The following is a 23,311-nucleotide window of genomic DNA, read 5'->3' as shown; positions in this document are numbered from 1 at the left end:
TTATCAAGGTAAGCATGACCACTACTGACAATTCGCACGTGCCGCAGTTCGACACAGGACCGCTGTCCTGGGTCATGAGCGAGATCCGCGATGCGCTGGGCCGCTCCAACACCGCGCTGGCAGAGGCGGCGGAGCGTACGGCGGAAGCCCAGGCAAGTTCGCTCAAACATGCGAAAGCCTATCTGCACCAGGCGCACGGCGCCTTGCAGATGGTCGATGTCGATGGCGCCGGCGCCATGACCGAAGCCGCCGAGAGCGCGCTGGACCGCTTCAAGGACGGCCTGCTCGATTGCACGCCCGAGCGCGCGCAGATCATCGCCCACGCTTACCAGGCGCTGATCGAGTATCTCGAAGAACTGCTTTCGGGCGCGCCACAGCAGCCGGCGCGCCTGTTCCCTTACTATCGCGCGCTCAAGGAAATGCTGGGCGCCGACCGGATCCATCCGGCCGACCTGTTTTTCGCCGACCTGTCGGCGCCGGTCTCGCTCAAGCGCCACACGGCGCCGACCGCCGAGCCGGACTACGCGGCCTGCCGCACGCGCTTCGAAAAAGCGCTGCTGCCGTTCCTGAAAAGTACCGACAAGGCCAGCTGGCAGCAGCACGCCCAGGTCCTGCTGGAAGCGATCGCCCATGTGGCCGACGCCCAGGACCAGCCTTTGCCGCGCACCTTCTGGATGGCGATGCAGGGCTTCGCCGAACTGGTGGCCCAGGGCCACCTGGCCAGCGACCTGTATGTCAAGCAGCTGTTCGGCCTGATCAACCTGCAGATCCGCCGCCTCTCGCAAGGCCAGGTCAGCCTGCCCGAAACGATGCTGCGCGACGCCCTGTTCTTCATGGCCGCCGTGCCGAATCCGCCGCCGACGGCATTGGCCCTGCGCCGCGCCTATCACCTGGACGGCATGGTCCCGGCCGATTACGATACGCGCCGCTACGGCCGCATCGACGCCGAAGCGCTGAAAACCGCCAAGGAAGCCCTGGCCAAGGCCAAGGCCAACTGGGACCGCCTGTCGGTCGAACCGCTGCCGTCGCTGGAAACCGAATTCGTCGAACTGCTCGGCACCCTGGCCGCGGCCGGCGAGAAGCTGGGCGCTCCGGCGCTGGCGCGCCTGCAGCAGCAGATGGTGCAGGCCGCGACCGCCTCGGCTGCGACGAAACACAATAGCGTGTTCAGTCTCGAAATGGCGACCGCCATGCTGTTCATCGAGAACAGCCTCGACAAGATCCGCCAGCTGCCCGACGATTTCGACGCCCACGCCGAGATCATCGGCGCGCGCCTGCTGGCCATCGGCGCCGGCGAAACGCCGCCCGAAGCGCCGCAATGGCAGGGCGAACTGTCGCGCCGCATCCAGCACGAGCAGACCGTCGCCGTGCTGGCCGCCGAAATGAAGAACGGCTTGCGCCAGGTCGAAAAAGTCCTCGACGACTATTATTCCGACACCAGCAAGCGCGCCACCCTGGCCCAGATCGATCCGGTGCTGCACCAGCTGCAGGGCGCTGTCGCCATCCTCGACCAGGAAGACGCGATGCGCGCCGCCCTGCACGTCAAGGATGCGGTGCGCACCCTGGCCGCCGCCGAAGGCAATCCGGAACTGGAAGCGTCTTCGCTGCAGAACATCGCCCAGAACATCGGCGCGCTCGGCTTCTTTGTCGACATGCTGGCCAAGAACGTCGACGAGGCGCGCGAGCGCTTCACCTTCGACAGCAACGAGGGCATGCTGCGCGCCGTCCCGTTCGAAAAACCGGCGCACGGCGAATCGCAATTCGACCAGGAACCGGTGATCGAGATCGAACCGGTGCCCGTCATCGACACGCCTGCGCCAGTTGCGCCGGTGGTGGTCGAAGAAGAAGTCAAGGCGCCGGTCGTGGTGGCCGCGCCGGCGCCGCCGGGCGACGACGAAATCGAAGCCGAACTGCTCGAAATCTTCATCTCCGAAGCGCAGGAAGTGCTGGCCTTTGTCGGTTCGACCCTGCCGGCCGCGCAAAGCATGCCGAACAACCTGGAAACGCTGACGATGCTGCGGCGTTCCTTCCACACCCTCAAGGGCAGTGGACGCATGGTTGGCCTGAACAACTTCGCCGAAGGCGCCGCCGCCGTCGAAAAAGTGATGAACCTGTGGTTGTCGGAAGAACGCGCGGCCGATGCCAACCTGTTGGCCTTGCTCACGCGCGCCACCACCGACATGACCGCCTGGGTCGAGCAGCTTGCCGCCACCGGCAGCTCGCAGCGCACCAGCGAAGCGCTGGTCGCCGCCGCCGAACGCGTGCAGCATGGCGAAGCGTTCTCCATGGATGCGGCGCCTGCCGACGCGCCAGCGGCGCCGCCGGCGGTCGAGGAAATCGTCGCCGCCACGCCGGTGGACGAGCAGCACGACGAGCACTTCGCGATCGACGATTCGTTCGAGCCGGTGATCCTCGACGACATCATCGCCCTGCCTGCGACCGAGAGCGCGGCGGCGGACAATGTGATCGAGTTCCCGGTACCGGGCACCATCGCGGCGGCCGACGACAACACCAAGCGCATCGGCGACCTCGAAATCCCGCTGCCGCTGTATAACATCTACCTCGCCGAGACCGACGAACTGGTTCGCTTGCTGAGCCAGGACTTCGCCGAATGGCGTCACGAGCCGCAGCGCCAGGTCACGCCGGAAGCCGAAAAAGCCGCGCATACCCTGGCCGGCACCTCGGCCACGGTGGGCTTCCACGCGCTGCGCGAAATCGCCTACGAAGTCGAGATGGTGCTCAAGAGCCCGGCGCCGGTGTTCGACGAATCCCAGCGCGACCTGCTCGACGAAACCATCGAGCGCGTCCGCCACATGCTGCAGCGCTTCGCGCTCGGCGAACTGGCGCCGGCCGAGCCGGATCTGGTGGCACGCCTGCACGTGCTGCGCGAGCAGCTCGCGGCGCAGGAAGCGGCCGCCGTGTTTGCGGGCGCCGACGAAGACCTGGCACGCCGCCTGGACGGCCTGTTTGCCGAAACGCTGGACGAGCTGGTGGCATCGCCGCCGGTGATGCCTGAACGCGAATCGGCAGCGGCCGAGGCGCCGTCCGAGCCGGCCGTCGACGCCATCGACGCCCTGTTCGGCGAAGAAGATCCGTTCGATATTCCGCTGCTGGTCAATCCGGAACCGGCGCAGCCGGTGGTGGAAGACGCGCAGGAACCGGTGCTCGAAGCCGAACCGGTCGTCGACGCCGAAGAGGCGATCGAAGCCGCGCCGGTCGTTGAAGAGCCGGTGCCTGAAGCCGCGCCGGCGATCGAAGAGCCGCCGGTCGAGGAAGCTGTACTCGAAGCCGAACCTGTGCTTGAAGCCGCGCCGGTGCTCGAAGAGCCGCTGGCCGAGGAAGCTGTGCTCGAAGCCGAACCTGTGCTCGAAGCCGAACCTGTGCTTGAAGCCGCGCCGCCGGTCGACGAGCCGCTGGCCGAGGAAGCTGTACTCGACGCCGAACCTGTCATTGACGCAGAGCCTGTCATTGAAGCAGAGCCGCTCGTCGAAGAGGCGGTCGTCGACGCCGTGGCGGAGCCGGAACCGGCGCCGATGCAGCCGATGACGGCGCACGTGCCGCTGCTGGAAGCCTTGCTGCAGACGGAGCCCGAAACGGCCGCCGTGCCGGTGGCGCCCGAAACCGCCTTCGCCGATGACCTTGACGTCGACTTGCTGCCGGTGTTCCTGGAAGAGGGCACCGACCTGCTGCCGGAAATCGGCAACAACCTGCGCAAGTGGCAGCAGAATCCGTCCGATACCGGCCCGGTAGCGCAGCTGCTGCGTACCCTGCACACGGTCAAGGGCAGTGCGCGGATGGCCGGTGCGATGCGCCTCGGTCAGCACACCCACGAGATCGAAACGCAGATCGAGAACATGGTCCACGCCGGAACGTCGACGCCAGCCGCGTTCGACGAACTGATGGCCAACTACGATCACGCGCTGCTGCTGTTCGAACAACTGCAACAACCAGCGCTCGGCGTGGTGCCGGTGCCGGGCCTGGCGGCAGCTGTCGCCGGCAGCGTGGACGACGCGCACGCGGCGACCAGCCGTTCGCCGCTGGTGCGGGTACGCGCCGACATCCTGGACCGCCTGGTCAACCAGGCAGGTGAAGTGTCGATCACGCGTTCGAAGCTGGAAAGCCAGGTCTCGACCCTGAAGGCGTCGCTGAGCGACTTCTCGGACAACCTGGGGCGCTTGCGCCGCCAGCTGCGCGAAGTCGAGATGCAGGCCGAATCGCAGATTTCGTCGCGTATGTCGATCTCCAGCGAACGCGAATTCGATCCGCTCGAATTCGACCGCTTTACCCGTTTGCAGGAACTGACGCGGATGATGGCCGAATCGGTGAACGACGTTGCGTCGTTCCACGAAAGCCTGACGCGTACCGTCGACGGCGCCACCGACGACCTGACCGTGCAGTCGCGCCTGACGCGCGACCTGCAGCAGGACCTGATGCGGGTCCGGATGGTGCAGTTTGCCAGCCTGTCGGAGCGTCTGTTCCGCGTGGCGCGCCAGACCGCAAAAGAAATCGACAAACGGGTCAACCTGGACATCCGCGGCGGCACGGTCGAAATCGACCGCAGCGTTCTGGAACAGATGTCCGCACCGTTCGAGCACTTGCTGCGTAACGCCATCGTGCACGGTATCGAATCGCGCGCCCGCCGTGGCGCGGCCGGCAAGGCCGAAACGGGCGAGCTGCTGATCCAGGTCAGCCAGCAGGGTAACGAGGTGGTCATCCAGTTCAACGATGACGGCGCAGGTCTCGACCTGGCCCGCATCCGCACCAAGGCGCGTGAAAACGGCCTGCTGGCGCCGGACGCCGTCGTCAGCGACGCCGAAGCGGCCGACCTGATTTTCGAACCGGGCTTCTCGACCGCCGATGCGCTGACCGAACTGGCCGGCCGCGGCGTGGGTATGGACGTGGTGCGTTCGCAAGCGCAGGCGCTTGGCGGCCGGGTGGCGATTTCCACCGAAGCCGGCAAGGGCGCGCGCTTCACGATTCACCTGCCGCTGACCCTTGCGGTTACCCAGGTCGTGCTGACCACCAGCGGCACCAAGACCTTTGCGCTGCCATCGATCCTGGTGGAGCAGGTCTTGCAGATGAAGGAATCGGCAGTCAATGCCGCGCACGCCGAAGGCTTTGTCGAATTCCAGGGCCAGAAGGTCGCGCTGCATTACCTCCCGACCTTGTTGGGCGATACCGAAGCGCGCCCGATGTCGCAGCGTTCGTGCCCGGTGATGGTGCTCAAGAGCGGCACCGACCGCATCGCGGTACAGGTTGACGACGTGCAGGGCAACCGCGAGGTCGTTATTAAGAATATCGGCCCGCAGCTCTCGCGCATGATCGGTATTTCGGGCGCGACGGTGCTCGGTTCGGGCGATATCGTCCTGATCCTCAACCCGGTGGCCTTGTCGCACCACCTCGACCATCATCCGCAACAACGCCAGCGCGTGGTGGTGGAGACGGTGGCGGCGGTGCCCGAGACGCGCGCGGCCGACTTTGTGATCATGGTGGTGGACGATTCGCTGACCGTGCGCAAGGTGACCCAGCGCCTGCTGGAGCGCGAAGGCTACCAGGTGGTGCTGGCCAAGGACGGCGTGGACGCGCTCGAACACCTGCAAGAGACGCTGCCCGACCTGATGCTGGTCGATATCGAGATGCCGCGCATGGATGGTTTCGACCTGACCCGCAACATTCGCGGCAACAGCAGCACCAACGAGATCCCGATCATCATGATCACCTCGCGTACGGCGGACAAGCACCGCAACTACGCGCTGGATCTGGGCGTGAATGCTTACTTCGGCAAGCCGTTCCAGGAAGACATGCTGCTGGCGGCGATTGCCGGTCTGCTCAATCGCGAAATGCCGGTAGCGCATTAAGCGAGAGGCAACAAACAAGAACGCCTTCCCGTTAAACCGGGTAAGGCGTTTTTTATTTCTGCTACCTTTAACTCCGTCGTTCCCGCCTGCGCTGGAACGACGGGGTGTGGGCGGTTCTCAGGTTCGCACCGGGTTCAAGCCGCCTTGACCACCGCATACCGTTCCAGCGTCTTCGCCCGCGCCTCGTCATGCCTGACCAGCGGCGCCGGGTAATCCTTCCCCAGCACGATCTTCTTTTGCGCCAGCACCATCGGCGGCACGGTCCACGGCGCGTGGATTTCCTTGTCCGACAAGCCATCGAGCTGCGGCAGGTAGCGCCGGATGAACTTCCCCTTGGCGTCGAACTTTTCCGACTGCGTGACCGGATTGAAGATCCTGAAGTAGGGCTGGGCGTCGCAGCCGGACGAGGAGGCCCATTGCCAGCCGCCGTTATTCGACGACAGGTCGAAGTCGTTCAGGTGCAGCGCAAAATACGCCTCGCCGCGGCGCCAGTCGATCCCCAGGTCCTTGATCAGGAAGCAGGCCGTGACCATGCGCAGCCGGTTGTGCATGTAGCCGGTCTGGTTCAACTGCGCCATGGCAGCGTCGACCAGCGGGTAGCCGGTGCGGCCTTCGCACCAGGCGGCGAACAGCTGGTCGGCTTCGGGGCCGGTCTCGAACGCAATCGCGTCGTAAGCCGGCTTGAACGCGCGCTCGACCACATGCGGATGGCGGTACAGGATCATCGCGTAAAAATCGCGCCAGATCAGTTCCGACAGCCACACCGGCGCGCCTTCGCCGCCGGCCCCGCGCGCGATCAGCTGCGTCACCGTGCGCACCAGGTGGCGCAGCGACAGGGTGCCGAAGCGCAGGTGGATCGACAGGTAGGACGGCCCCTTCAGCGCCGGGTAATTGCGCGCCTCGCCGTAGTCGGCGATGCGGCCGATGAAGTCCTCGAACAGCTGCGCCGCGCCGCTCATGCCGGTCGGGATCGACAAGGCCGACAGATTGGTCGGCTCGAAACCGATCTCGCCCAGGGTCGGCAGGCGCTCGTCGCCGCCAGGGGGCGCGAAGCGCGCCGCGTGCGGCTCCACCGCGTACGCCACCAGGCAATCCGGTTCGGCCGCCATGCGCTTGAGCCAGGCGTTCTTGTATGGCGTGAAGACCGAGAAGTATTGTCCCGCCAGGGTCAGCACCTCGTCTTTTTCGAAAATGACCTGGTCCTTGTAGCTGCGCAGGCGCCGGCCGTCGGCCTCCAGGCGCGCGGCCACCGCCGCATCGCGCGCGATCGCCTGCGGCTCGTAGTCGCCGTTGACGAAGACCGTGTCGACGCCTAATTCTGCGGCGAGTGTTGGAATTGCCTCCACCGGATCGGCATGGCGCACGATCAGGCAAGCGCCCATCTGACGCAATTCCGCATCGAGTTCGGCCAGGCTGGCGTGGATGAATTCCACGCGGCGGTCGGCGCGCGGTAAACTGTCGAGGATTGTGTTATCGTAAATGAATGCGCAATAGACGCTATTCGACGATGTTAGCGCATGATGCAGCGCCGCATGATCGAAGGCGCGCAAGTCGCGGCGAAACCAGACGAGCGATTTACTCATAGTATTGATGGTGTTCGGTATCAAGTAAGGTGGGCCGATTATCGGCTACCATCGCGCTTGGCTGCGCGCATGATGGCGCTTCCCATGGTGGCGGCCGTAAATCAGTGTAAACTATCGAAAAAACCATCGATGGCAAGCCCGGATACTAGCAGTAAAGTGACATATCAGAGAGCGAGCAGAGAGAGTGACGCATATGAAGAAAAGCAAAATCGACAAAACTCTGCCCGTGCCCGGCATGTCGCAGGACGACGATGCTCGTCCCGACGGGGGCAATGCCATGGCATCGGCATCGACCTTGAATCTGGCAAATCATTTCTTGATAGCGATGCCCTCGATGCAAGACCCGATCTTCGGCGGCACCGTGGTCTACATCTGCGAGCACAACGACAAAGGCGTGCTCGGCGTCGTCATCAACAAGCCGACCGACATGACCATGGAAGTGCTGTTCGAACGGATCGACCTCAAGCTGGCCGACGGCTTGCGCACGGCCGTCGTCAACGAACCGATCATGTTCGGCGGCCCGGTCCAGGACGACCGCGGCTTCGTGCTGCACACGCCCGGCGCGCGCTATTCGTCCTCGCTGACCGTGACCGAGGACGTGGCCTTCACCACCTCGATCGACGTGCTCGAAGCCGTGGCCAATGGCGACGGCCCGCAACGGCTGCTGGTGTCGATCGGCTACGCCGGCTGGAGCCCCGGCCAGCTGGAAGATGAAATCGGCCGCAACGGCTGGCTGACGGTGGGCGCCGACGCGCGCGTGCTGTTCGACCTGCCGATCGAAGAACGCTACAACGCCGCCATCAAACTGCTCGGCATCGACCCGATGATGCTCGCTTCCGAGGCCGGCCATGCGTGAGCGGCACTGCAAGGACCGCGCGCGTGGCTGAAGCGGTGATTGAACTCGTACTCGGCTTCGATTTTGGCATCAAGCGCATCGGCATCGCCATGGGCAATACCCTGACCGGCCAGGCGCAGCCGCTCGCGGTGGTCAAGGCCATCGACAACGCGGCCCGCTTCAAGCAGATCGGCGAGCTGATCGCCGCCTGGTCGCCGGCCCGCCTGGTGGTGGGCGAACCGCGCCATCCGGACGGCACCGAACACGAGATGACCCTGCGCTGCCGCCGCTTCGCCAATCAACTGCACGGCCGCTTCAACCTGCCGGTCACGCTGGTCGACGAACGCTATTCGTCGGCCGTGATCCACGCCAAACGCGGCCAGATCGTCGACGACCAGGCCGCGTCCATCATTTTGCAACAATACTTTGACGACCATGCCAACAACAACTAAGCAGTTCGACGCCGAGGCGCTGTACCAGACGCTGCTCGGCCAGGTGAAGGACGGCTTGCACGCAGTGCAGGACGCGGCCATCATCGGCATCCATTCGGGCGGCGCCTGGCTGGCCGAACGCCTCGCGGCGGACCTGGGCCTCAAGGACCGCCTGGGCTTCATCGACGTCTCGTTCTACCGCGACGACTTCGCCAAAAAGGGCCTGCATCCGGACGTCAAGCCGACCCACATCCTGTTCAACGTCGACCGCGCCCACATCGTGCTGGTGGACGATGTGCTGTACACCGGGCGCACCACGCGCGCGGCGATCAACGTGCTGTTCGATTATGGCCGTCCGGCGCGCATCATGCTGGCGGCGCTGGCCGACCGCGGCGGACGCGAACTGCCGGTGGCGGCCGATTTCGTCGCCACCTCGGTCGCGCTGGACGCCAATCAGTCGCTTGTGCTGGCGCGTGCCGGCGACGGGCAATTTTCGCTCACCATAGAAGAAGACCATGCTTAATCCGCAACTGAATAAAAATGGCGAACTGCAGCACCTGTTAAGCATCGAAGGGCTGCCGAAGGCTATCGTCAATCATATCCTCGACACCGCGTCGAGCTTCGTCGGCATCTCGGACCGCGAAGTCAAGAAGGTGCCGCTCATGCGCGGCAAGAGCGTGTTCAACCTCTTCTTCGAAAACTCCACGCGCACCCGCACCACCTTCGAGATCGCCTCCAAGCGCCTCTCGGCCGACGTGATCAACCTGAACATCCAGGCTTCCTCGGCCAGCAAGGGCGAGTCGCTGCTCGACACCATCGACAACCTGTCGGCCATGCACGCCGACATGTTCGTGGTGCGCCATTCGCAGTCGGGCGCGCCCTACCTGATCGCCAAGCACCTGATCGACACCAGGCAGTCGCACGTCCACGTGGTCAACGCGGGCGACGGCCGCCACGCGCACCCGACCCAGGGCCTGCTCGACATGTACACCATCCGCCACTACAAGAAGGACTTCACCAAGCTGCGCGTGGCGATCGTCGGCGACATCCTGCACAGCCGGGTGGCGCGTTCCGACATCCACGCGCTGACCACCCTGGGCGTGCCGGAAGTGCGCGCCATCGGCCCGCACACGCTGCTGCCGGGCGGACTGGAACAGATGGGCGTGCGCGTCTTCACCAACATGGACGAAGGCTTGAAGGACGTCGACGTCATCATCATGCTGCGCCTGCAGAACGAGCGCATGAGCGGCGCCTTGCTGCCCTCGGCGCAGGAGTATTTCAAGAGTTACGGCCTGACCCCGGAGCGCCTGGCGCTGGCCCGGCCCGATGCGATCGTCATGCATCCGGGCCCGATGAACCGTGGCGTGGAAATCGATTCGGCCGTGGCCGACGGCACGCAGGCGGTGATTTTGCCGCAGGTGACATTCGGGATCGCGGTACGCATGGCGGTAATGAGTATTCTGGCAGGAGCGCAAGGGTGAACGTGAACAAGCATCTTCATATCAAGAACGGGCGCCTGATCGACCCGGCCAACGGCATCGACGCCGTCACCGATCTGTACATCGTGGACGGCAAGGTCGCCTCCATCGGCACGGCGCCGGCCGGTTTCAACGCCGGCGGCAGCATCGACGCCACCGGCCTGGTGGTCGCTCCCGGCCTGGTCGACCTGTCGGCGCGCCTGCGCGAGCCGGGCTACGAATACAAGGCCACCCTCAAGTCCGAGATGCAGGCGGCGATGCAGGGCGGCGTGACCAGCCTGATTTGTCCGCCCGACACCGACCCGGTACTGGACGAACCGGGCCTGGTCGAAATGCTCAAGCACCGCGCCAACAAGCTGCAGCAGGCCAATGTGCATCCGCTGGGCGCGCTGACCATGGGCCTGAAGGGCAAGTCGCTGACCGAGATGATGGAGCTGACGGAAGCGGGCTGCATCGGCTTTTCGCAGGCCGAGGAAGTGATCGAAGACACCACCGTCCTGCTGCGCGCCATGCAGTACGCGAAAACCTTCGGCTTTACCGTGTGGGTGCGTCCGCAGGATGCGCACATCGGGCGCGGCGGCATTGCCCACAGCGGGCCGCTGGCCTCGCGCCTGGGCCTGGCCGGGGTGCCGGTCATGTCCGAGACGATCGCCCTGCACACCGTGTTCGAACTGGCGCGCGCCACCGGCGCGCGCGTGCACCTGTGCCGCATGTCGTCCGCCGCCGGCCTGGAGCTGGTCAAGGCGGCCAAGAAGGAAGGCTTGCCGGTCACCTGCGACGTGGCGGTGCACCATGTGCACATGACCGACGCCGACATCGGCTTTTTCGATTCGAACGCGCGCGTCACGCCGCCGTTCCGCAGCCAGCGCGACCGCGATGCGATCCGCGCCGGCCTGTACGACGGCACCATCGACGCGATCTGCTCGGACCACACCCCGGTCGACGACGACGAGAAGCTGCTGCCCTTCGGCGAAGCCTCGCCCGGCGCCACCGGGCTGGAACTGCTGTTGTCGCTGGCGATCAAGTGGGCCGACGATTACGCCGGCATGCAGCATGCCGCTGCCGGTTCGGCCACGCCGCTGGCGCGCGCCATCGCCAAGATCACCGTCGACGCGGCGCGCATCGCCGGCCTGAAAGCGGGCCAGCTGGCGCCTGGCGCTTGCGCCGACGTGGTGGTATTCGATCCGGCCGCGCGCTGGACGGTCGAGGCGTCGGCGCTGGCCAGCCAGGGCAAGCACACGCCGTTCCTCGGCTACGAGCTGGCAGGCCAGGTCAAGGCAACCATCGTGGGCGGACGCATCGCGTTTCAGCGTTAAGATGGTCGGTGGCGCGCGCTGTGCGCGCGCCGGCTTCCCCCGTTCCTTTGGTGTCATTTGAAGATCAAGCTCTATTTCCGGCTGTGCCGCGTGTTTCTCCACCTGTTGACCGGCTTGTCCGCGTGCGCATTCGTGTTCCCGTGGGCCAGCCACAGGCTGCGCGACCGCGTGGTGCAGGGCTGGTCGCGGCGGCTGGTGAAGATCTGCGGCGTGACCGTGGAGCCGCCGGCCGGCGCGCCCGCGCTGGCGCACGCGATGGTGGTGGCCAACCACGTCTCGTGGCTCGATATTTTTGTCATCAACGCGCTGTACCCGTGCCGCTTTGTGGCCAAGTCCGAGATCCGCGAGTGGCCGCTGCTCGGCTGGCTGGCCGACAAGGGCGGCACGGTGTTCCTCGCGCGCGGCAACCGGCGCGACCTGCGCCAGATTTTCAAGGGGCTGGTGCTCAAGCTGCAGCAGGGCGAGCGGGTCGCCTTCTTCCCGGAAGGGACCACCGGTTCGCAGGGCGGCCTGCTGCCCTTCCACGCCAACCTGTTCGAAGCGGCGGTCGATGCCGGCGTGATGGTGCAGCCGTATGCGCTGTGCTATATGGACGGCACACATCAATCGCTGCACCCATCCATCGAATTCATCGGCGAGATGACCTTCGCCCAGAGCATGGTAACGATCCTGTCCGGCCCCCCCATATTCGCGCGAGTGGTGTGTTCCCAGCCGATTAATGCCGCCGGCGCGCATCGGCGCGACGTGTGCGCCGCCGCCCATGCCTCGGTGGGCGCGATGCTGTCCCAGGAAATCGTCGGCCGCTAGACTTGCGGCTTGCCGGGTGCCTTGTACTCGGGGCAGTCGACCTGCAGCAGGCTGCGGTCGTTCAGGCACAGCGCGCTCAGTTTGCCGCCCCATACGCAACCGCTGTCCAGGCCGACCACGTCCTCGCGCAGCAGCAGGCCCAGGGCCGACCAGTGGCCGAACACCACGGTGGTGCCGGCGCTGCGGCGGCCCGGCAGGTCGAACCAGGGCAGCAGGTCCGATCCGGGCGGCGCGCCCGCGCTTTCCTTTTCCTTGAAGTCCATGGTGCCGTCGGGCGCGCACAGGCGCATGCGCGTAAAGGCGTTGACGATGCAGCGCAGGCGCGCGATGCCGGTCAGCTTGTCGTCCCAGCGCGCCGGCTCGTTGCCGTACATCTGGCGCAAAAAATCGATCCAGCCCGGCCCGCGCAGCACCGCTTCGACTTCCGCTGCCAGCGCCATGGCCTGCGCCGCATCCCACTGCGGCGCCACGCCGGCGTGCACCAGCAGGTGGCCTTCGGCCATCATCGCCAGCGGGCGATGGCGCAGCCAGTCGATCAGCTTATCGCGCCCGGGCGCGGCGAGGATGGCGTCGAGCGTGTCGGACCTGGCCATCTTCTGCGCGCCCACCGCCACCGCCAGCAGGTGCAGGTCGTGGTTGCCGAGCAGGGCGTCGCCGCCGCCGCCATCGGCCAGCGCCGCCACCCGGCGCAGGGCCTCGAGCGAGTCCGGGCCGCGGTTGATCAAATCCCCGACGAACAGCACGCGCGCGCGGCCGCCCGCATCGTCATCGATACGGTCGAGCAGGGCGGCGGTTTCGCGGGCACATCCTTGCAGATCGCCGATCACATAGGTTCTTAACAATTCAATTCCAGTCCTGGCGGGTTTCACATAAAATCGGAGTTTCCAATTTCCGGCTTGCGCGGATAGTAAATGATTTTTGTCGGCAGTGCTGCCGGTTTATCCGGCGCCGCGCTATCCGGACTGTGCCCGGTGTCCGCGCCCCCGCGCCGATCGCCCGCGCGCGCCGGCCCTGCCGATCAGAGTTAATGCTTGCCGGCAGTATTTGCTGCTATTTCAAATGATAGGATTTTCTGATGAAAGTCACGCCCACCGCCATCCCCGAAGTGCTGATCCTGGAGCCGCGCGTATTCGGCGACGACCGGGGTTTTTTCTTTGAAAGTTTTAACGAGCGAAAATTCGAGCAGCTGACCGGGGTATCGGTCCATTTTGTCCAGGATAACCATTCCAAATCCGCCAGGAACGTGTTGCGCGGACTGCATTATCAGATCAGCCAGCCGCAGGGAAAACTGGTGCGTGTGAGCGCCGGTTCGGTGTACGACGTGGTGGTCGATTTGCGCAAATCGTCGGCCTTTTTCGGGCGCTGGATCGGATTGGATTTATCGGCCGAAAACCAGCGTCAGCTGTGGGTGCCGCCCGGCTTTGCGCACGGTTTCATGGTCACCAGCGATAGCGCCGAAGTCCAGTACAAGACCACCGATTATTGGGCGCCGGAGCTGGAACGGGTGATTTTATGGAATGATCCGGATATCGGCATCGAATGGCCTTTGTCCGGCGTGCCGATGCTCTCGGGTAAAGACAGCAAGGGTGCGCTGCTGGCGCAGTCGGATGTTTTTCCATGAACATCCTGCTGACCGGCGCCAACGGCCAGCTCGGGCATGAACTGGCGCGCGGCCTGCGCGCCCTGGGCCAGGTGACAGCGCCCGCGCGTGCCGACTGCGACCTGGCCGACCTCGACCAGTTGCGCGCCGTGTTGCGCCGCGTGCGGCCCGGCCTGATCGTCAATGCGGCCGCCTACACGGCGGTGGACCGGGCCGAGGACGAGCGCGCGCTGGCGATGCGCGTCAACGCCGACGCGCCCGCCCTGATGGCCCAGGAGGCCGCCCGGCTCGGCGCGGCGCTGCTGCATTACTCCACCGATTACGTGTTCGACGGCAGCGTTGCGGGCGCGTATGCCGAAACCGACAGGCCCGCGCCGCTGAGCGTCTATGGGCAGAGCAAGCTTGCCGGCGAGCAGGCCATCGCCGCCGCCGGTATCCGGCATCTGATCCTGCGCACCAGCTGGGTGTATGGCATGCGCGGCAATAACTTTCTGCTGACCATGCTGCGCCTCGGACGCGAGCGCGCGCAACTGCGCATCGTTGCGGACCAGCATGGCGCACCGACCTGGAGCCGCACCCTGGCCGATACCAGCGCGCACCTGGCGGGCCTGGCGCTGGCCGGCGGCGCCCCGTGGTGGGAGCGGCATGGCGGCCTGTACCACCTGGCGAGCCAGGGCCGGACCAGCTGGGCCGGCTTTGCCGAGGCGATTTTCAGCGCCGCCGGCCTGGCCTGCGAGGTGATTCCGATCACCGCCGCCGAGTACGGCGCCAGGGCGCTCCGGCCGGCCAATTCCAGCCTCGATTGCCGTCGATTGATGGCGCTGTGCGGCCCCTTGCCGGACTGGCGCGCGGCACTGGCCGCTTGCCTGGCGTCGGCGCCCATACCTGGCGGTATTGCGCAAGAATAAGCAAAAGGGCCGCAACAGGCGCCGATGGCGCTCTTTTTTGCATAAAACCTGCTTATCGCCGGCCGCTGGCCCCCCTCCCGGCGCATTTCAGGGGCGGGTAATCCGGTACAATCATGGATTACCTTCATACCAGATCATGGCGACGGCAACATGTACCGCATGCGTTGGTCCGCCGGGTAGGGCACGAGCCTGCCCGCGTTTTTGCATATATAAATAATAATGTTTTCATTTCTCGTGAGTTTCGTCGCTTCCGCCTTGCTGACCCTGCTTGTAATCAAGCAGGCCAGGCTGCATGGTCCCGCGCTCGATGCCGATTTCTTCGGCGTTCAAAAAGTCCATTCGCATACCGTGGCGCGTATCGGCGGGCTGCCGATTTTCATGGCGGTCGTGATCAGCGCCCTCATTTCGATCTGGCGCGTGCCGCCCATGGCCGGCTGGCTGCTCTCGCTGATGCTGTGCGCGGGCGTGGCCTTTGTCGGCGGGATCGTGGAAGACTATACCGGCAATGTCAGCGCGCTGCGCCGCCTGATATTGACGATGGCGGCCGCCTTGCTCGGCTATTTCCTGCTCGACGCCAAACTCGACCGCATTGATTTTCCGTTCAGTTCATGGCGCATCATGTATATCTGGGTGGCGGTTCCCCTGACTGTGCTGGCAGTGGCGGGGATCGCCAATGCGATTAATATCATCGACGGATTTAATGGTCTGGCCAGCGTGGTAACCATTTGTATGCTTATCTCGCTCGGCTATGTGGCGTGGCAGGTGGGCGATGTGTTCGTGCTGGTGGCGGCGCTGATGGTGGCGGGCGCCACCGCCGGTTTCCTGATCTGGAATTATCCGGTCGGCCTGATATTCCTGGGCGACGGCGGGGCGTATTTTATCGGCTTCATGCTGGGCGAGCTGGCGCTGCTGCTGGTAATGCGCAACCCCGAAGTGTCGACCTGGTACGCGGCTCTGCTGCTGATATATCCGGCTTTCGAAACGATTTTCTCGGCCTATCGCCGCATGTTCTTGCGCGGCAAATCCCCCGCAATGCCGGACGGAATACACCTGCACAGCCTGATTTTCCGGCGCATTGTGCAATGGGCGGTGGGGCGCAAAGAAGCGCGCGCCCTGATGCGGCGTAATTCGCTAACATCGCCCTACCTGTGGATGTTTTCCCTGATGGCGGTAATCCCGGCCACGGTGTTCTGGAAAGATACCGGGGTATTGATTTTCTTCTGTTTATTGTTCGTGGTCAGTTATGTGTGGCTGTATGCGCGTATTGTTCGATTTAAGTCACCTCGCTGGCTCATTCTTCGCAAGAAGGACTAGCAATAATACGCGGATGTAGTATATTGCGACAATTGGTGAGATTTCACTTAATCTGTTTCAACCCACTTTGAAGGAACGATGATGGATCTGTCAAATATGTCCGTTGGTGACCTGCGCAACCTGCAGGATCAAATCAAGCAAGAAATGAAGAAGCGCGAACACCAGGAAGTCGCCAAAGCCCGCGAACAGATCCTGGCGATCGCCCAGAGCGTCGGTGTGCCACTAAAGGATCTGATCGGCACGGGTATCCGCGCCAAGACCGGCAGCGTCGCCGTGCGTTATCGTCATCCGGACAATGCAGCCCAACAATGGACCGGCCGCGGCCGCCAGCCGAAATGGGTGAAAGAATGGGTCGAAGGCGGCAAGGATATCGACAAGCTGCGCGTGTAATCGGTTTTCATGTAGCGGCAGGATCGGCGGGCAATTCCCAAAGGCCCCGCTTGCCGCTACAATATCAGGCATTCGTTTAAGCGTTCCCCCATCACCCTCCCGACGCACTGTTTGCAAGCCCGGTACCGCATGTTCCCGCATGGTTCCCGCCAGCATCTTGCCGCGCCGCGATTCTCCTAAGGTTTCTACTCCATGCTTCCACTTTCCAAGACGATCTTCAAAGCCTACGACATTCGCGGCGTCATCGGCAGCACGCTCGACGCCGGCATCGCGCGCCAGATCGGCCAGGCCTTCGGCACCGCCGCGCTGGCCAAGGGCGAACGCACGGTCGTGATCGGCCGCGATGGCCGCCTGTCCGGTCCGGAACTGGCGCAAGCGCTGGCCGAAGGCTTGCAGGCGTCCGGCGCCGACGTGATCGATCTGGGCGTGGTCGCCACGCCGATGGTCTACTTCGGCACCAATGTGCTGGGCGCGGCCTCGGGCATCATGGTCACGGGCAGCCACAACCCGCCCAACTACAACGGCTTCAAAATGGTGCTGGCCGGCGAAGCGATTCACGGCGAGACCATCCAGGCCCTGTACCACAGCATCGCCGCGCAGGACTGCCCGGCGGCCGCCACGCCGGGCGCCTACCGCACCCACGACATCCGCGCCGCCTACCTCGAGCGCATCATCGGCGACGTCAAGCTGGCACGCCCGATGAAGATCGCGGTCGACTGCGGCAACGGCGTGGCCGGCGCCTTTGCCGGCGACCTGTATCGCGGCATGGGCTGCGACGTGATCGAATTGTTCTGCGACGTGGACGGCACCTTCCCGAACCACCATCCCGATCCCGCGCACCCTGAAAACCTGCAGGACCTGATCCGCTGCCTGCAGGAGACCGACGCCGAAATCGGCATCGCCTTCGACGGCGACGGCGACCGCCTGGGCGTGGTGACCAAGGATGGCCAGATCATTTATCCGGACCGCCAGATGATGCTGTTCGCGGCCGACGTCCTGTCGCGCAATCCGGGCGCCGAGATTCTGTACGACGTCAAATGCACGCGCCACCTGGCGCCGTGGATCAGCAAGCACGGCGGGCGTCCGCTGATGTGGAAGACCGGCCACTCGCTGGTCAAGGCCAAGCTGCGCGAAACCGGCGCACCGCTGGGCGGCGAAATGAGCGGCCATATCTTCTTCAAGGACCGCTGGTACGGTTTCGACGACGGCCTGTATTCCGGTGCGCGCCTGCTCGAACTGCTGACCAGAGAGAGCGATCCGTCGGCCATGATGAACGCGCTGCCGCAGTCCGACAGCACGCCCGAACTGCACCTGCACCTGGCCGAAGGCGAGAACGTGGCCCTGATCGAGCGCCTGCGCACCGAAGCGACCTTCCCGGGTTCGGAGCGCATCATCGACATCGACGGCCTGCGCGTCGAATACCCGGACGGCTTCGGCCTGGCGCGTTCGTCCAACACCACGCCGGTGGTGGTGATGCGCTTCGAAGCCGAAACGCCGGAAGCGCTGCGCCGCATCCAGGCCGAGTTCCGGCGCGTGATCGTGGCCGCGCGCCCCGACGCCGAACTGCCGTTCTGAGCGCGAGCCCCGTTTGGCGCGCCTGAACATCCTGCTGGTGCGCGTGTCGTCCCTGGGCGACGTGCTGCACAACCTGCCGATGGTGGCCGACATCCTGCGCCACCATCCCGACGCCAACATCGACTGGGTGGTGGAAGAGGGCTATGTCAGCCTGGTGCGCCTGAACCCGCGCGTGCGCCGCATCATCCCGTTCGCCTTGCGGCGCTGGCGCAAGAGCCTGGGCAAGAAGGAGACGCGCGCCGAGATCCGCGCCTTCTTCAAGGCCGTGCGCGAAGAAGAATACGACTACGTGTTCGACACCCAGGGCCTGCTCAAGACCGGCATCATCATGGGCGCGGCGCGCGTGAAGAAGGGCGGGCGCAAGGTGGGCCTGGCCAACGGCAGCGAAGGTTCGGGCTACGAAGGCATCTCGCGCATCTTCCACACGCAAAGCATCCCGCTTGACGCGCGTACCCACGCGGTGGCGCGCGGGCGCCTGGTGGCCGGCGCGGCGCTCGGCTACGCGCTCGATACCCAGCCCGACTTCGGCCTGCCCGGTCCCGACCACGCCAACCGCCCGGCATGGATGCCGGCCGGCGACTACGCGGTGTTCTTCCACGGGACCGCGCGCAATGCCAAGAAATGGGCGCCCGAGCACTGGATCGCCACCGGGCGCGCGCTCGCGCCGATGCCGGTGCTGCTGGCCTGGGGTTCGCCGCTTGAGAAAGCCGAAGCCGACACGCTCGCGGCCAGCCTGCCGAATGCCACCGTGCTGCCCAGATTGTCGATGGATGAAGCGGTCGGCCTGGCGCGCAACGCGGCGCTGGCGATCGGCGTCGATACCGGCCTGACCCACATCGCGGCCGCCTTCATGCGCCCGGTGATCGAAATCTACTGCGATTCGCCCAAGTGGAAGACCGAAGGCAACTGGTCCGACAGGATCGTCAACCTGGGCGACAAGGGCGCGCCGCCGCCGGTGGACGAGGTCCTGGCCGCCGTCAGGCAGTTGCGGGGCCTGGCCTGATGCGCGCTTTCTACAGCGTGCTGTGGTACCTGGCCTTGCCGCTGGTGCTGCTGCGCCTGTGGTGGCGCGGCATCAAGGAGCCGGGCTACCGCCAGCACTGGCGCGAACGCCTCGGCTTTTACCGCGAGCGCGTGCCGGGCTGGCACACGATCTGGGTGCACGCGGTGTCGGTCGGCGAAACGCGCGCCGCCGAACCGCTGATCGACGCGCTGATCGCGGCCTATCCCGACAGCCGCGTCCTGCTCACCCACATGACGCCGACCGGGCGCGCCACCGGCCGCGCGCTGTTCGCCAGACATGGCGAGCGCCTGATCCAGGCTTATCTTCCCTACGATACCGTGGCCATGGTGAACCGCTTCATCCGCCAGTTCACGCCGCGCATCTGCATCCTGATGGAGACCGAGGTCTGGCCCAACCTGATCGCCGCCTGCGGCGAGCGCATTCCGGTCGCGCTGGTCAACGCGCGCCTGTCGGAACGCTCGCTGCGGCGCGGCCAGCGCTTCGGCAAGCTGATGGCCGACGCCGGCCGCGGCATCGCCCTGGTGGCCGCCCAGACCGAGGCCGACGCGGCGCGCCTGCGTTCTTTCGGCGCGCAGAAGGTGGAAGTGACCGGCAGCATCAAGTTCGACGTGGTGGTGCCCGAGGCGGCGCTGGAAACCGGCGCCTGGCTGCGCGCGCGAATCGGCGCGCGTGCGGTCCTGCTGTGCGCCAGCACGCGCGACGGCGAGGAAGCGCTGATCCTGGACGCCTTCAGGCGCATGGCCTGGCCGCACGGCGGCGCGCCGCTGCTGGCGATCGTGCCGCGCCATCCGCAGCGTTTCGACGAGGTGGCGGCCATGGTCAAGGAGCGCGGCCTGTCGCTGCAGCGCCGCTCCGGCCTGGCCCAGCAAAGCGTCGAGGCGGACGTGCTGCTGGGCGACTCGATGGGCGAAATGTTCGCCTATTACGCCGCCTGCGACGTGGCCTTCGTCGGCGGCAGCCTGCTGCCGCTGGGCGGCCAGAACCTGATCGAGCCGTGCGCGCTCGGCAAACCGGTGCTGGTCGGTCCGCACACCTTCAATTTTGCGCTGGCCACGCAAGACGCTATCGACGCCGGCGGCGCGATTTGCGTTCTCGATGCAGGCGCCCTGCTCGGCGAAGCGGCGCGCCTGCTGGGCGACCCTGGCGCCCGCGCCGCGATGGGCGCGCAGGCCGCCGCGTATGCCCGGCGCCACCGGGGAGCGACGGCGCGCACAGTTGGTTTATTGCGACGACTGATTTATTAGGCTTTGGTACCATGTGACCACAATAAATAATAACTGGGGAAGCACATGTGGTTCAGTCATCCAAAGCAGGTGGGCAGCCGCAAGCCTGTCGCCGTGCTGGTTCAACGCCAGCGGCTCGATCCGGCCAACGGGATCGCCATCGATGCGCCGCTGATGCCGCTGCCCGTCCTCGGACCGGGACTGGTGGCCGCAGGGGCGCCGGAGACGGTGCAGTTTTCGGTGCGTTACGCCTTGCCGGAATACGTCAGCTTCATGTGGCAGCACGCCGGCTATATCATCCGCCGCCGCCGCATCGGTACCCTTGCTACTTATTGGATGCAAACCAAAAGTACTTCATCGGCCGCCCTGCATTTCGTCGCGCAGGGCCGTTCGCGCAATACCTACGAATTCACGATCGACACGCACGGCATCGTGCGCGCCAGCCGCAGCGGCGTGACCCTGGTCCCGTGGGGCGATGTGTGTTCGATCCGGCGCTATTCGCGCGGCTTCATGATGGTGCTCAAACGCGGCACCCTGCCGATCCCGTTTCGCTGCCTGAGCCAGGCCCAGGGCGAGAGCATGCAGCGCTTCGGCGAATCGGTGCGCGCGCTGGCGCGCCACTGATGCGGGCGGCGCCTGGCGTCAGGCGCTGAACACCACCGGCATCTCCTGCGAGCGCTGGCGCAGCGCCAGCCTGGCGCCGTCATAGTCGGGATACACCGACTCCACCTTGGCCCAGAAGCGCGGGCTATGGTTCATCTCCAGCAGGTGCGCCAGTTCGTGCGCCACCACGTAGTCGATCAGCGTCGGCGCGTAATGGATCAGGCGCCAGTTCAGGCGGATGCGCCCATCGACCGTGCACGAACCCCAGCGCGTGCCGGCCGAGGACAGGGTCAGGGAGGCGTGGCGCACGCCCAGTTTTTCCGCATACACGTCGAGCCGTTCGGCGAACAGGCGCTTGGCTTCGGCCTGGAACCAGATTTTTACGCGCTCCTGCAACTGCCATTCGGCCAGCCCCGCCACCACCCCAACGGTCAGCACGCGCGCTTCGGCATCGAACTCGCAGCGGCTGCGCGGCGCGTCTTCGAGGCGCAGGGTGATGTTCGCGCCCAGGTAGGGCAGCTGGGCGCCGTCGACCCAGACCACCGGTGCGCGTTCCTGGCGCAGTGCGCGCCGCTCGCCGCGTTCGCGCAGCTTGGTGAGGATCCAGCGCTGCTTGGCGCGGATGGCGTTGTCGATCTCGGCGAGGGTGATGCGCCTGGGCGCCGTGACGCGCAGGCCCTGATCGTCGATCATGAAGCCGATCGAACGCCGCGTCGAGCGGCGCAGTTCGAATTCGAGGTGATGGGGACCGAGCTGAATGCGCCGCAGCGGCGGCGCGTCCGGTGCGCGCACCGGCGTGGGGAAAACGACTTTGGGCGCCGGCGGCGGCGCCTTGAACAGCGGCTGCGGCGGGATCGACTGTTTCGCGGCCGGTTCGAGCGCCGCGAAAAAATCCTGGGCGAACAGTTCGAGCTGGTCGCCGTCGATCCTGGCCGAGGACGCGCTTTGCTGCGGCGCCGACGACTGGATCAGGGCGCCGACTCCGCTCAGCCAGCGTTGTAGACGTGGGGCGAAATGACGCGCATTTCGGATTCTATCCAATTTTCTACCTCTTGCATCAAGCTGTCGGGAGTGTGTCCATCGGGCGAAATCGGTTTGCCGACCGATACCGTGATCACACCGGGGCGTTTCAGAAAAGAGTTCTTGGGCCAGCATTCACCAGAATTATGCGCGATCGGCACCACCACCGCGTTGGTTTCGATCGCCAGGCGCGTCCCGCCGCTTTTGTACTTGCCTTTTTGTCCGACCGGGATGCGGGTCCCTTCAGGGAACATGATAATCCATTGGCCGGTCGCCAGGCGGCGTTTGCCATGCGCGACCACGTGCTTGAAGGCGTTCTTGCCCTGGTTGCGGTCGATCGGGATCATGCGCAGCAGCGCCATGGCCCAGCCGAAGAAGGGGATATACAGGATCTCCTTCTTGAAGACGAAGACCAGGGGGCGGGTCAGGTTCGGCAGCAGGAAAATCGTTTCCCATGCCGACTGGTGTTTCGACAGGATGATGGCCGGCGCGTCGGGCAGGTTCTCGTATCCCTTGAATTCGTAGCGGATGCCGCAGATGACCTTGGCGCACCAGATCACGAAGACGTTCCAGCGCGAAGTGACCCAGAAGCGCTGGTTGTACGGCAGCGGCGCGGCCAGGAAGCATACGCAGGCCCAGACGACGGTGGCCACGACCATGATCAGGGTAAACAGCAGGGAACGCAGGAACAGAATGGTATGACGCAAAGAAGTCTCCGGGGATGCGTAAGGAAAGATGGCAGGTAGCGATGGCAGGTAGCGATGGGCAGGCAGCGGTGTCAGGTAGCGCCGGCGGCGGCTGCGGCATTCGCCTTGAGCAGCGCGCCGACCATCGCCGCCAGGTCGGGGAAGACCTGGGTGCCGGGCGGCAGGCCGCCGGTTTCGCGGGTCTTTTCGCCCTTGCCGGTCAAAACCAGGTACGGCGTGCAGCCGCTGATGAAACCGGCCTGCAGGTCGCGCAGCGAGTCGCCCACGGTCGGCACGCCTTTCAGGCTGATCTTGAAGCGCTTGGAGATTTCGTCGAACATGCCGGCCTTCGGCTTGCGGCAATCGCAGTTGTCGATGGCCGCGTGCGGGCAGAAGAAGATGGCGTCGATGTCGGCGCCGACCTGCTGCGCGCTGGCGTGCATCTTCTGGTGGATCGCATTGAGGATCGCCATGTCGAACAGTTCGCGCGCAATGCCCGACTGGTTCGACGCGATGACCACCCGATAGCCCGCCTGGTTCAGGCGGGCGATCGCTTCGAGCGAGCCGGGGATCGGAATCCATTCGGCCGGCGACTTGATAAATGCCGGCGAATCGTGGTTGATCACGCCGTCCCGGTCGAGGATGATCATCTTCATGCTG

20 protein-coding genes are annotated in these 23,311 nt (G+C 65.3%); 15 read left to right on the top strand and 5 right to left on the bottom strand.

What is annotated here, in order from left to right:
* Positions 1 to 14: 14 nt before the first annotated feature.
* Complete coding sequence (locus tag EJB06_RS24400) at positions 15 to 5,858, top strand: hybrid sensor histidine kinase/response regulator (RefSeq protein ID WP_229427261.1); 5,844 nt, start codon at positions 15 to 17, stop codon at positions 5,856 to 5,858.
* Between the two features lie 134 nt (positions 5,859 to 5,992).
* On the opposite strand, the gene EJB06_RS24395 is transcribed toward EJB06_RS24400, so the two are convergent.
* Complete coding sequence (locus EJB06_RS24395; RefSeq protein ID WP_126076623.1) at positions 5,993 to 7,441, bottom strand: cryptochrome/photolyase family protein; 1,449 nt, start codon at positions 7,439 to 7,441, stop codon at positions 5,993 to 5,995.
* A 193-nt stretch (positions 7,442 to 7,634) separates the two neighbouring features.
* On the opposite strand from EJB06_RS24395, the gene EJB06_RS24390 reads away from it, so the two are divergent.
* The 6 genes from EJB06_RS24390 to EJB06_RS24365 all read left to right on the top strand — a co-directional run bounded on the left by EJB06_RS24390 (position 7,635) and on the right by EJB06_RS24365 (position 12,308).
* A complete protein-coding gene (locus EJB06_RS24390) occupies positions 7,635 to 8,297 on the top strand; it encodes a YqgE/AlgH family protein (RefSeq protein WP_126076622.1) in 663 nt (220 codons plus the stop codon).
* A gap of 89 nt (positions 8,298 to 8,386) precedes the next feature.
* Complete coding sequence (ruvX, locus tag EJB06_RS24385) at positions 8,387 to 8,728, top strand: Holliday junction resolvase RuvX (RefSeq protein WP_229427265.1); 342 nt, start codon at positions 8,387 to 8,389, stop codon at positions 8,726 to 8,728.
* Positions 8,712 to 9,230: a bifunctional pyr operon transcriptional regulator/uracil phosphoribosyltransferase PyrR gene (gene pyrR / locus EJB06_RS24380; RefSeq protein WP_126076621.1), complete on the top strand. Its 519-nt coding sequence runs from the start codon at positions 8,712 to 8,714 to the stop codon at positions 9,228 to 9,230. The genes ruvX and pyrR overlap by 17 nt, the downstream gene beginning before the upstream one ends.
* On the top strand, positions 9,223 to 10,188 hold the full coding sequence (locus EJB06_RS24375) for an aspartate carbamoyltransferase catalytic subunit (protein WP_126076620.1): 966 nt from the start codon (positions 9,223 to 9,225) through the stop codon (positions 10,186 to 10,188). The genes pyrR and EJB06_RS24375 overlap by 8 nt, the downstream gene beginning before the upstream one ends.
* 2 nt (positions 10,189 to 10,190) lie before the next feature.
* Positions 10,191 to 11,501, top strand: a complete 1,311-nt coding sequence (locus tag EJB06_RS24370; RefSeq protein ID WP_126076619.1) for a dihydroorotase — start codon at positions 10,191 to 10,193, stop codon at positions 11,499 to 11,501.
* A gap of 57 nt (positions 11,502 to 11,558) precedes the next feature.
* Entirely contained in the window at positions 11,559 to 12,308 is a 750-nt protein-coding gene (locus EJB06_RS24365; RefSeq protein ID WP_126076618.1) for a lysophospholipid acyltransferase family protein, read from the top strand.
* On the opposite strand, the gene EJB06_RS24360 is transcribed toward EJB06_RS24365, so the two are convergent.
* On the bottom strand, positions 12,305 to 13,150 hold the full coding sequence (locus EJB06_RS24360; RefSeq protein ID WP_126076617.1) for a symmetrical bis(5'-nucleosyl)-tetraphosphatase: 846 nt from the start codon (positions 13,148 to 13,150) through the stop codon (positions 12,305 to 12,307). The genes EJB06_RS24365 and EJB06_RS24360 overlap by 4 nt on opposite strands.
* 233 nt (positions 13,151 to 13,383) lie before the next feature.
* Here EJB06_RS24360 and rfbC point away from each other — a divergent pair, with 233 nt between their 5' ends.
* From rfbC to EJB06_RS24320, 8 genes are all read left to right on the top strand, one after another.
* A complete protein-coding gene (gene rfbC, locus EJB06_RS24355) occupies positions 13,384 to 13,929 on the top strand; it encodes a dTDP-4-dehydrorhamnose 3,5-epimerase (protein ID WP_126076616.1) in 546 nt (181 codons plus the stop codon).
* Positions 13,926 to 14,816, top strand: a complete 891-nt coding sequence (rfbD, locus tag EJB06_RS24350) for a dTDP-4-dehydrorhamnose reductase (protein WP_126076615.1) — start codon at positions 13,926 to 13,928, stop codon at positions 14,814 to 14,816. Before rfbC ends, rfbD begins: the two co-directional genes overlap by 4 nt.
* A gap of 348 nt (positions 14,817 to 15,164) precedes the next feature.
* Positions 15,165 to 16,130, top strand: a complete 966-nt coding sequence (locus EJB06_RS24345; protein WP_229427260.1) for an MraY family glycosyltransferase — start codon at positions 15,165 to 15,167, stop codon at positions 16,128 to 16,130.
* Between the two features lie 81 nt (positions 16,131 to 16,211).
* Positions 16,212 to 16,520, top strand: coding sequence for an H-NS histone family protein (locus tag EJB06_RS24340; protein WP_054268487.1), 309 nt, complete (start codon positions 16,212 to 16,214; stop codon positions 16,518 to 16,520).
* Positions 16,521 to 16,712: 192 nt separating this feature from the next.
* Positions 16,713 to 18,095, top strand: coding sequence for a phosphomannomutase/phosphoglucomutase (locus tag EJB06_RS24335; RefSeq protein WP_126076613.1), 1,383 nt, complete (start codon positions 16,713 to 16,715; stop codon positions 18,093 to 18,095).
* A 22-nt stretch (positions 18,096 to 18,117) separates the two neighbouring features.
* On the top strand, positions 18,118 to 19,098 hold the full coding sequence (waaC, locus tag EJB06_RS24330; protein WP_126076654.1) for a lipopolysaccharide heptosyltransferase I: 981 nt from the start codon (positions 18,118 to 18,120) through the stop codon (positions 19,096 to 19,098).
* A complete protein-coding gene (waaA, locus tag EJB06_RS24325; RefSeq protein WP_126076612.1) occupies positions 19,098 to 20,363 on the top strand; it encodes a lipid IV(A) 3-deoxy-D-manno-octulosonic acid transferase in 1,266 nt (421 codons plus the stop codon). Before waaC ends, waaA begins: the two co-directional genes overlap by 1 nt.
* 45 nt (positions 20,364 to 20,408) lie before the next feature.
* Positions 20,409 to 20,966 (top strand): YcxB family protein, encoded by a 558-nt coding sequence (locus tag EJB06_RS24320; protein WP_229427259.1) that lies wholly within the window; start codon positions 20,409 to 20,411, stop codon positions 20,964 to 20,966.
* A gap of 18 nt (positions 20,967 to 20,984) precedes the next feature.
* Here EJB06_RS24320 and EJB06_RS24315 read toward each other — a convergent pair whose 3' ends face one another.
* The 3 genes from EJB06_RS24315 to gmhB all read right to left on the bottom strand — a co-directional run bounded on the left by EJB06_RS24315 (position 20,985) and on the right by gmhB (position 23,307).
* Positions 20,985 to 21,917: a M48 family metallopeptidase gene (locus EJB06_RS24315; RefSeq protein WP_126076652.1), complete on the bottom strand. Its 933-nt coding sequence runs from the start codon at positions 21,915 to 21,917 to the stop codon at positions 20,985 to 20,987.
* A gap of 14 nt (positions 21,918 to 21,931) precedes the next feature.
* Positions 21,932 to 22,672 (bottom strand): lysophospholipid acyltransferase family protein, encoded by a 741-nt coding sequence (locus tag EJB06_RS24310; RefSeq protein ID WP_126076611.1) that lies wholly within the window; start codon positions 22,670 to 22,672, stop codon positions 21,932 to 21,934.
* A 71-nt stretch (positions 22,673 to 22,743) separates the two neighbouring features.
* Entirely contained in the window at positions 22,744 to 23,307 is a 564-nt protein-coding gene (gmhB, locus tag EJB06_RS24305) for a D-glycero-beta-D-manno-heptose 1,7-bisphosphate 7-phosphatase (protein WP_126076610.1), read from the bottom strand.
* Between the last annotated feature and the right edge of the window lie 4 nt (positions 23,308 to 23,311).

The organism is Massilia atriviolacea (assembly GCF_003953935.1).
GTDB classification, from domain to species: Bacteria; Pseudomonadota; Gammaproteobacteria; order Burkholderiales; family Burkholderiaceae_D; genus Telluria_A; species Telluria_A atriviolacea.
Note: the sequence above shows the minus strand (reverse complement) of the source record. Positions and strands in the feature narration are given on the sequence as shown.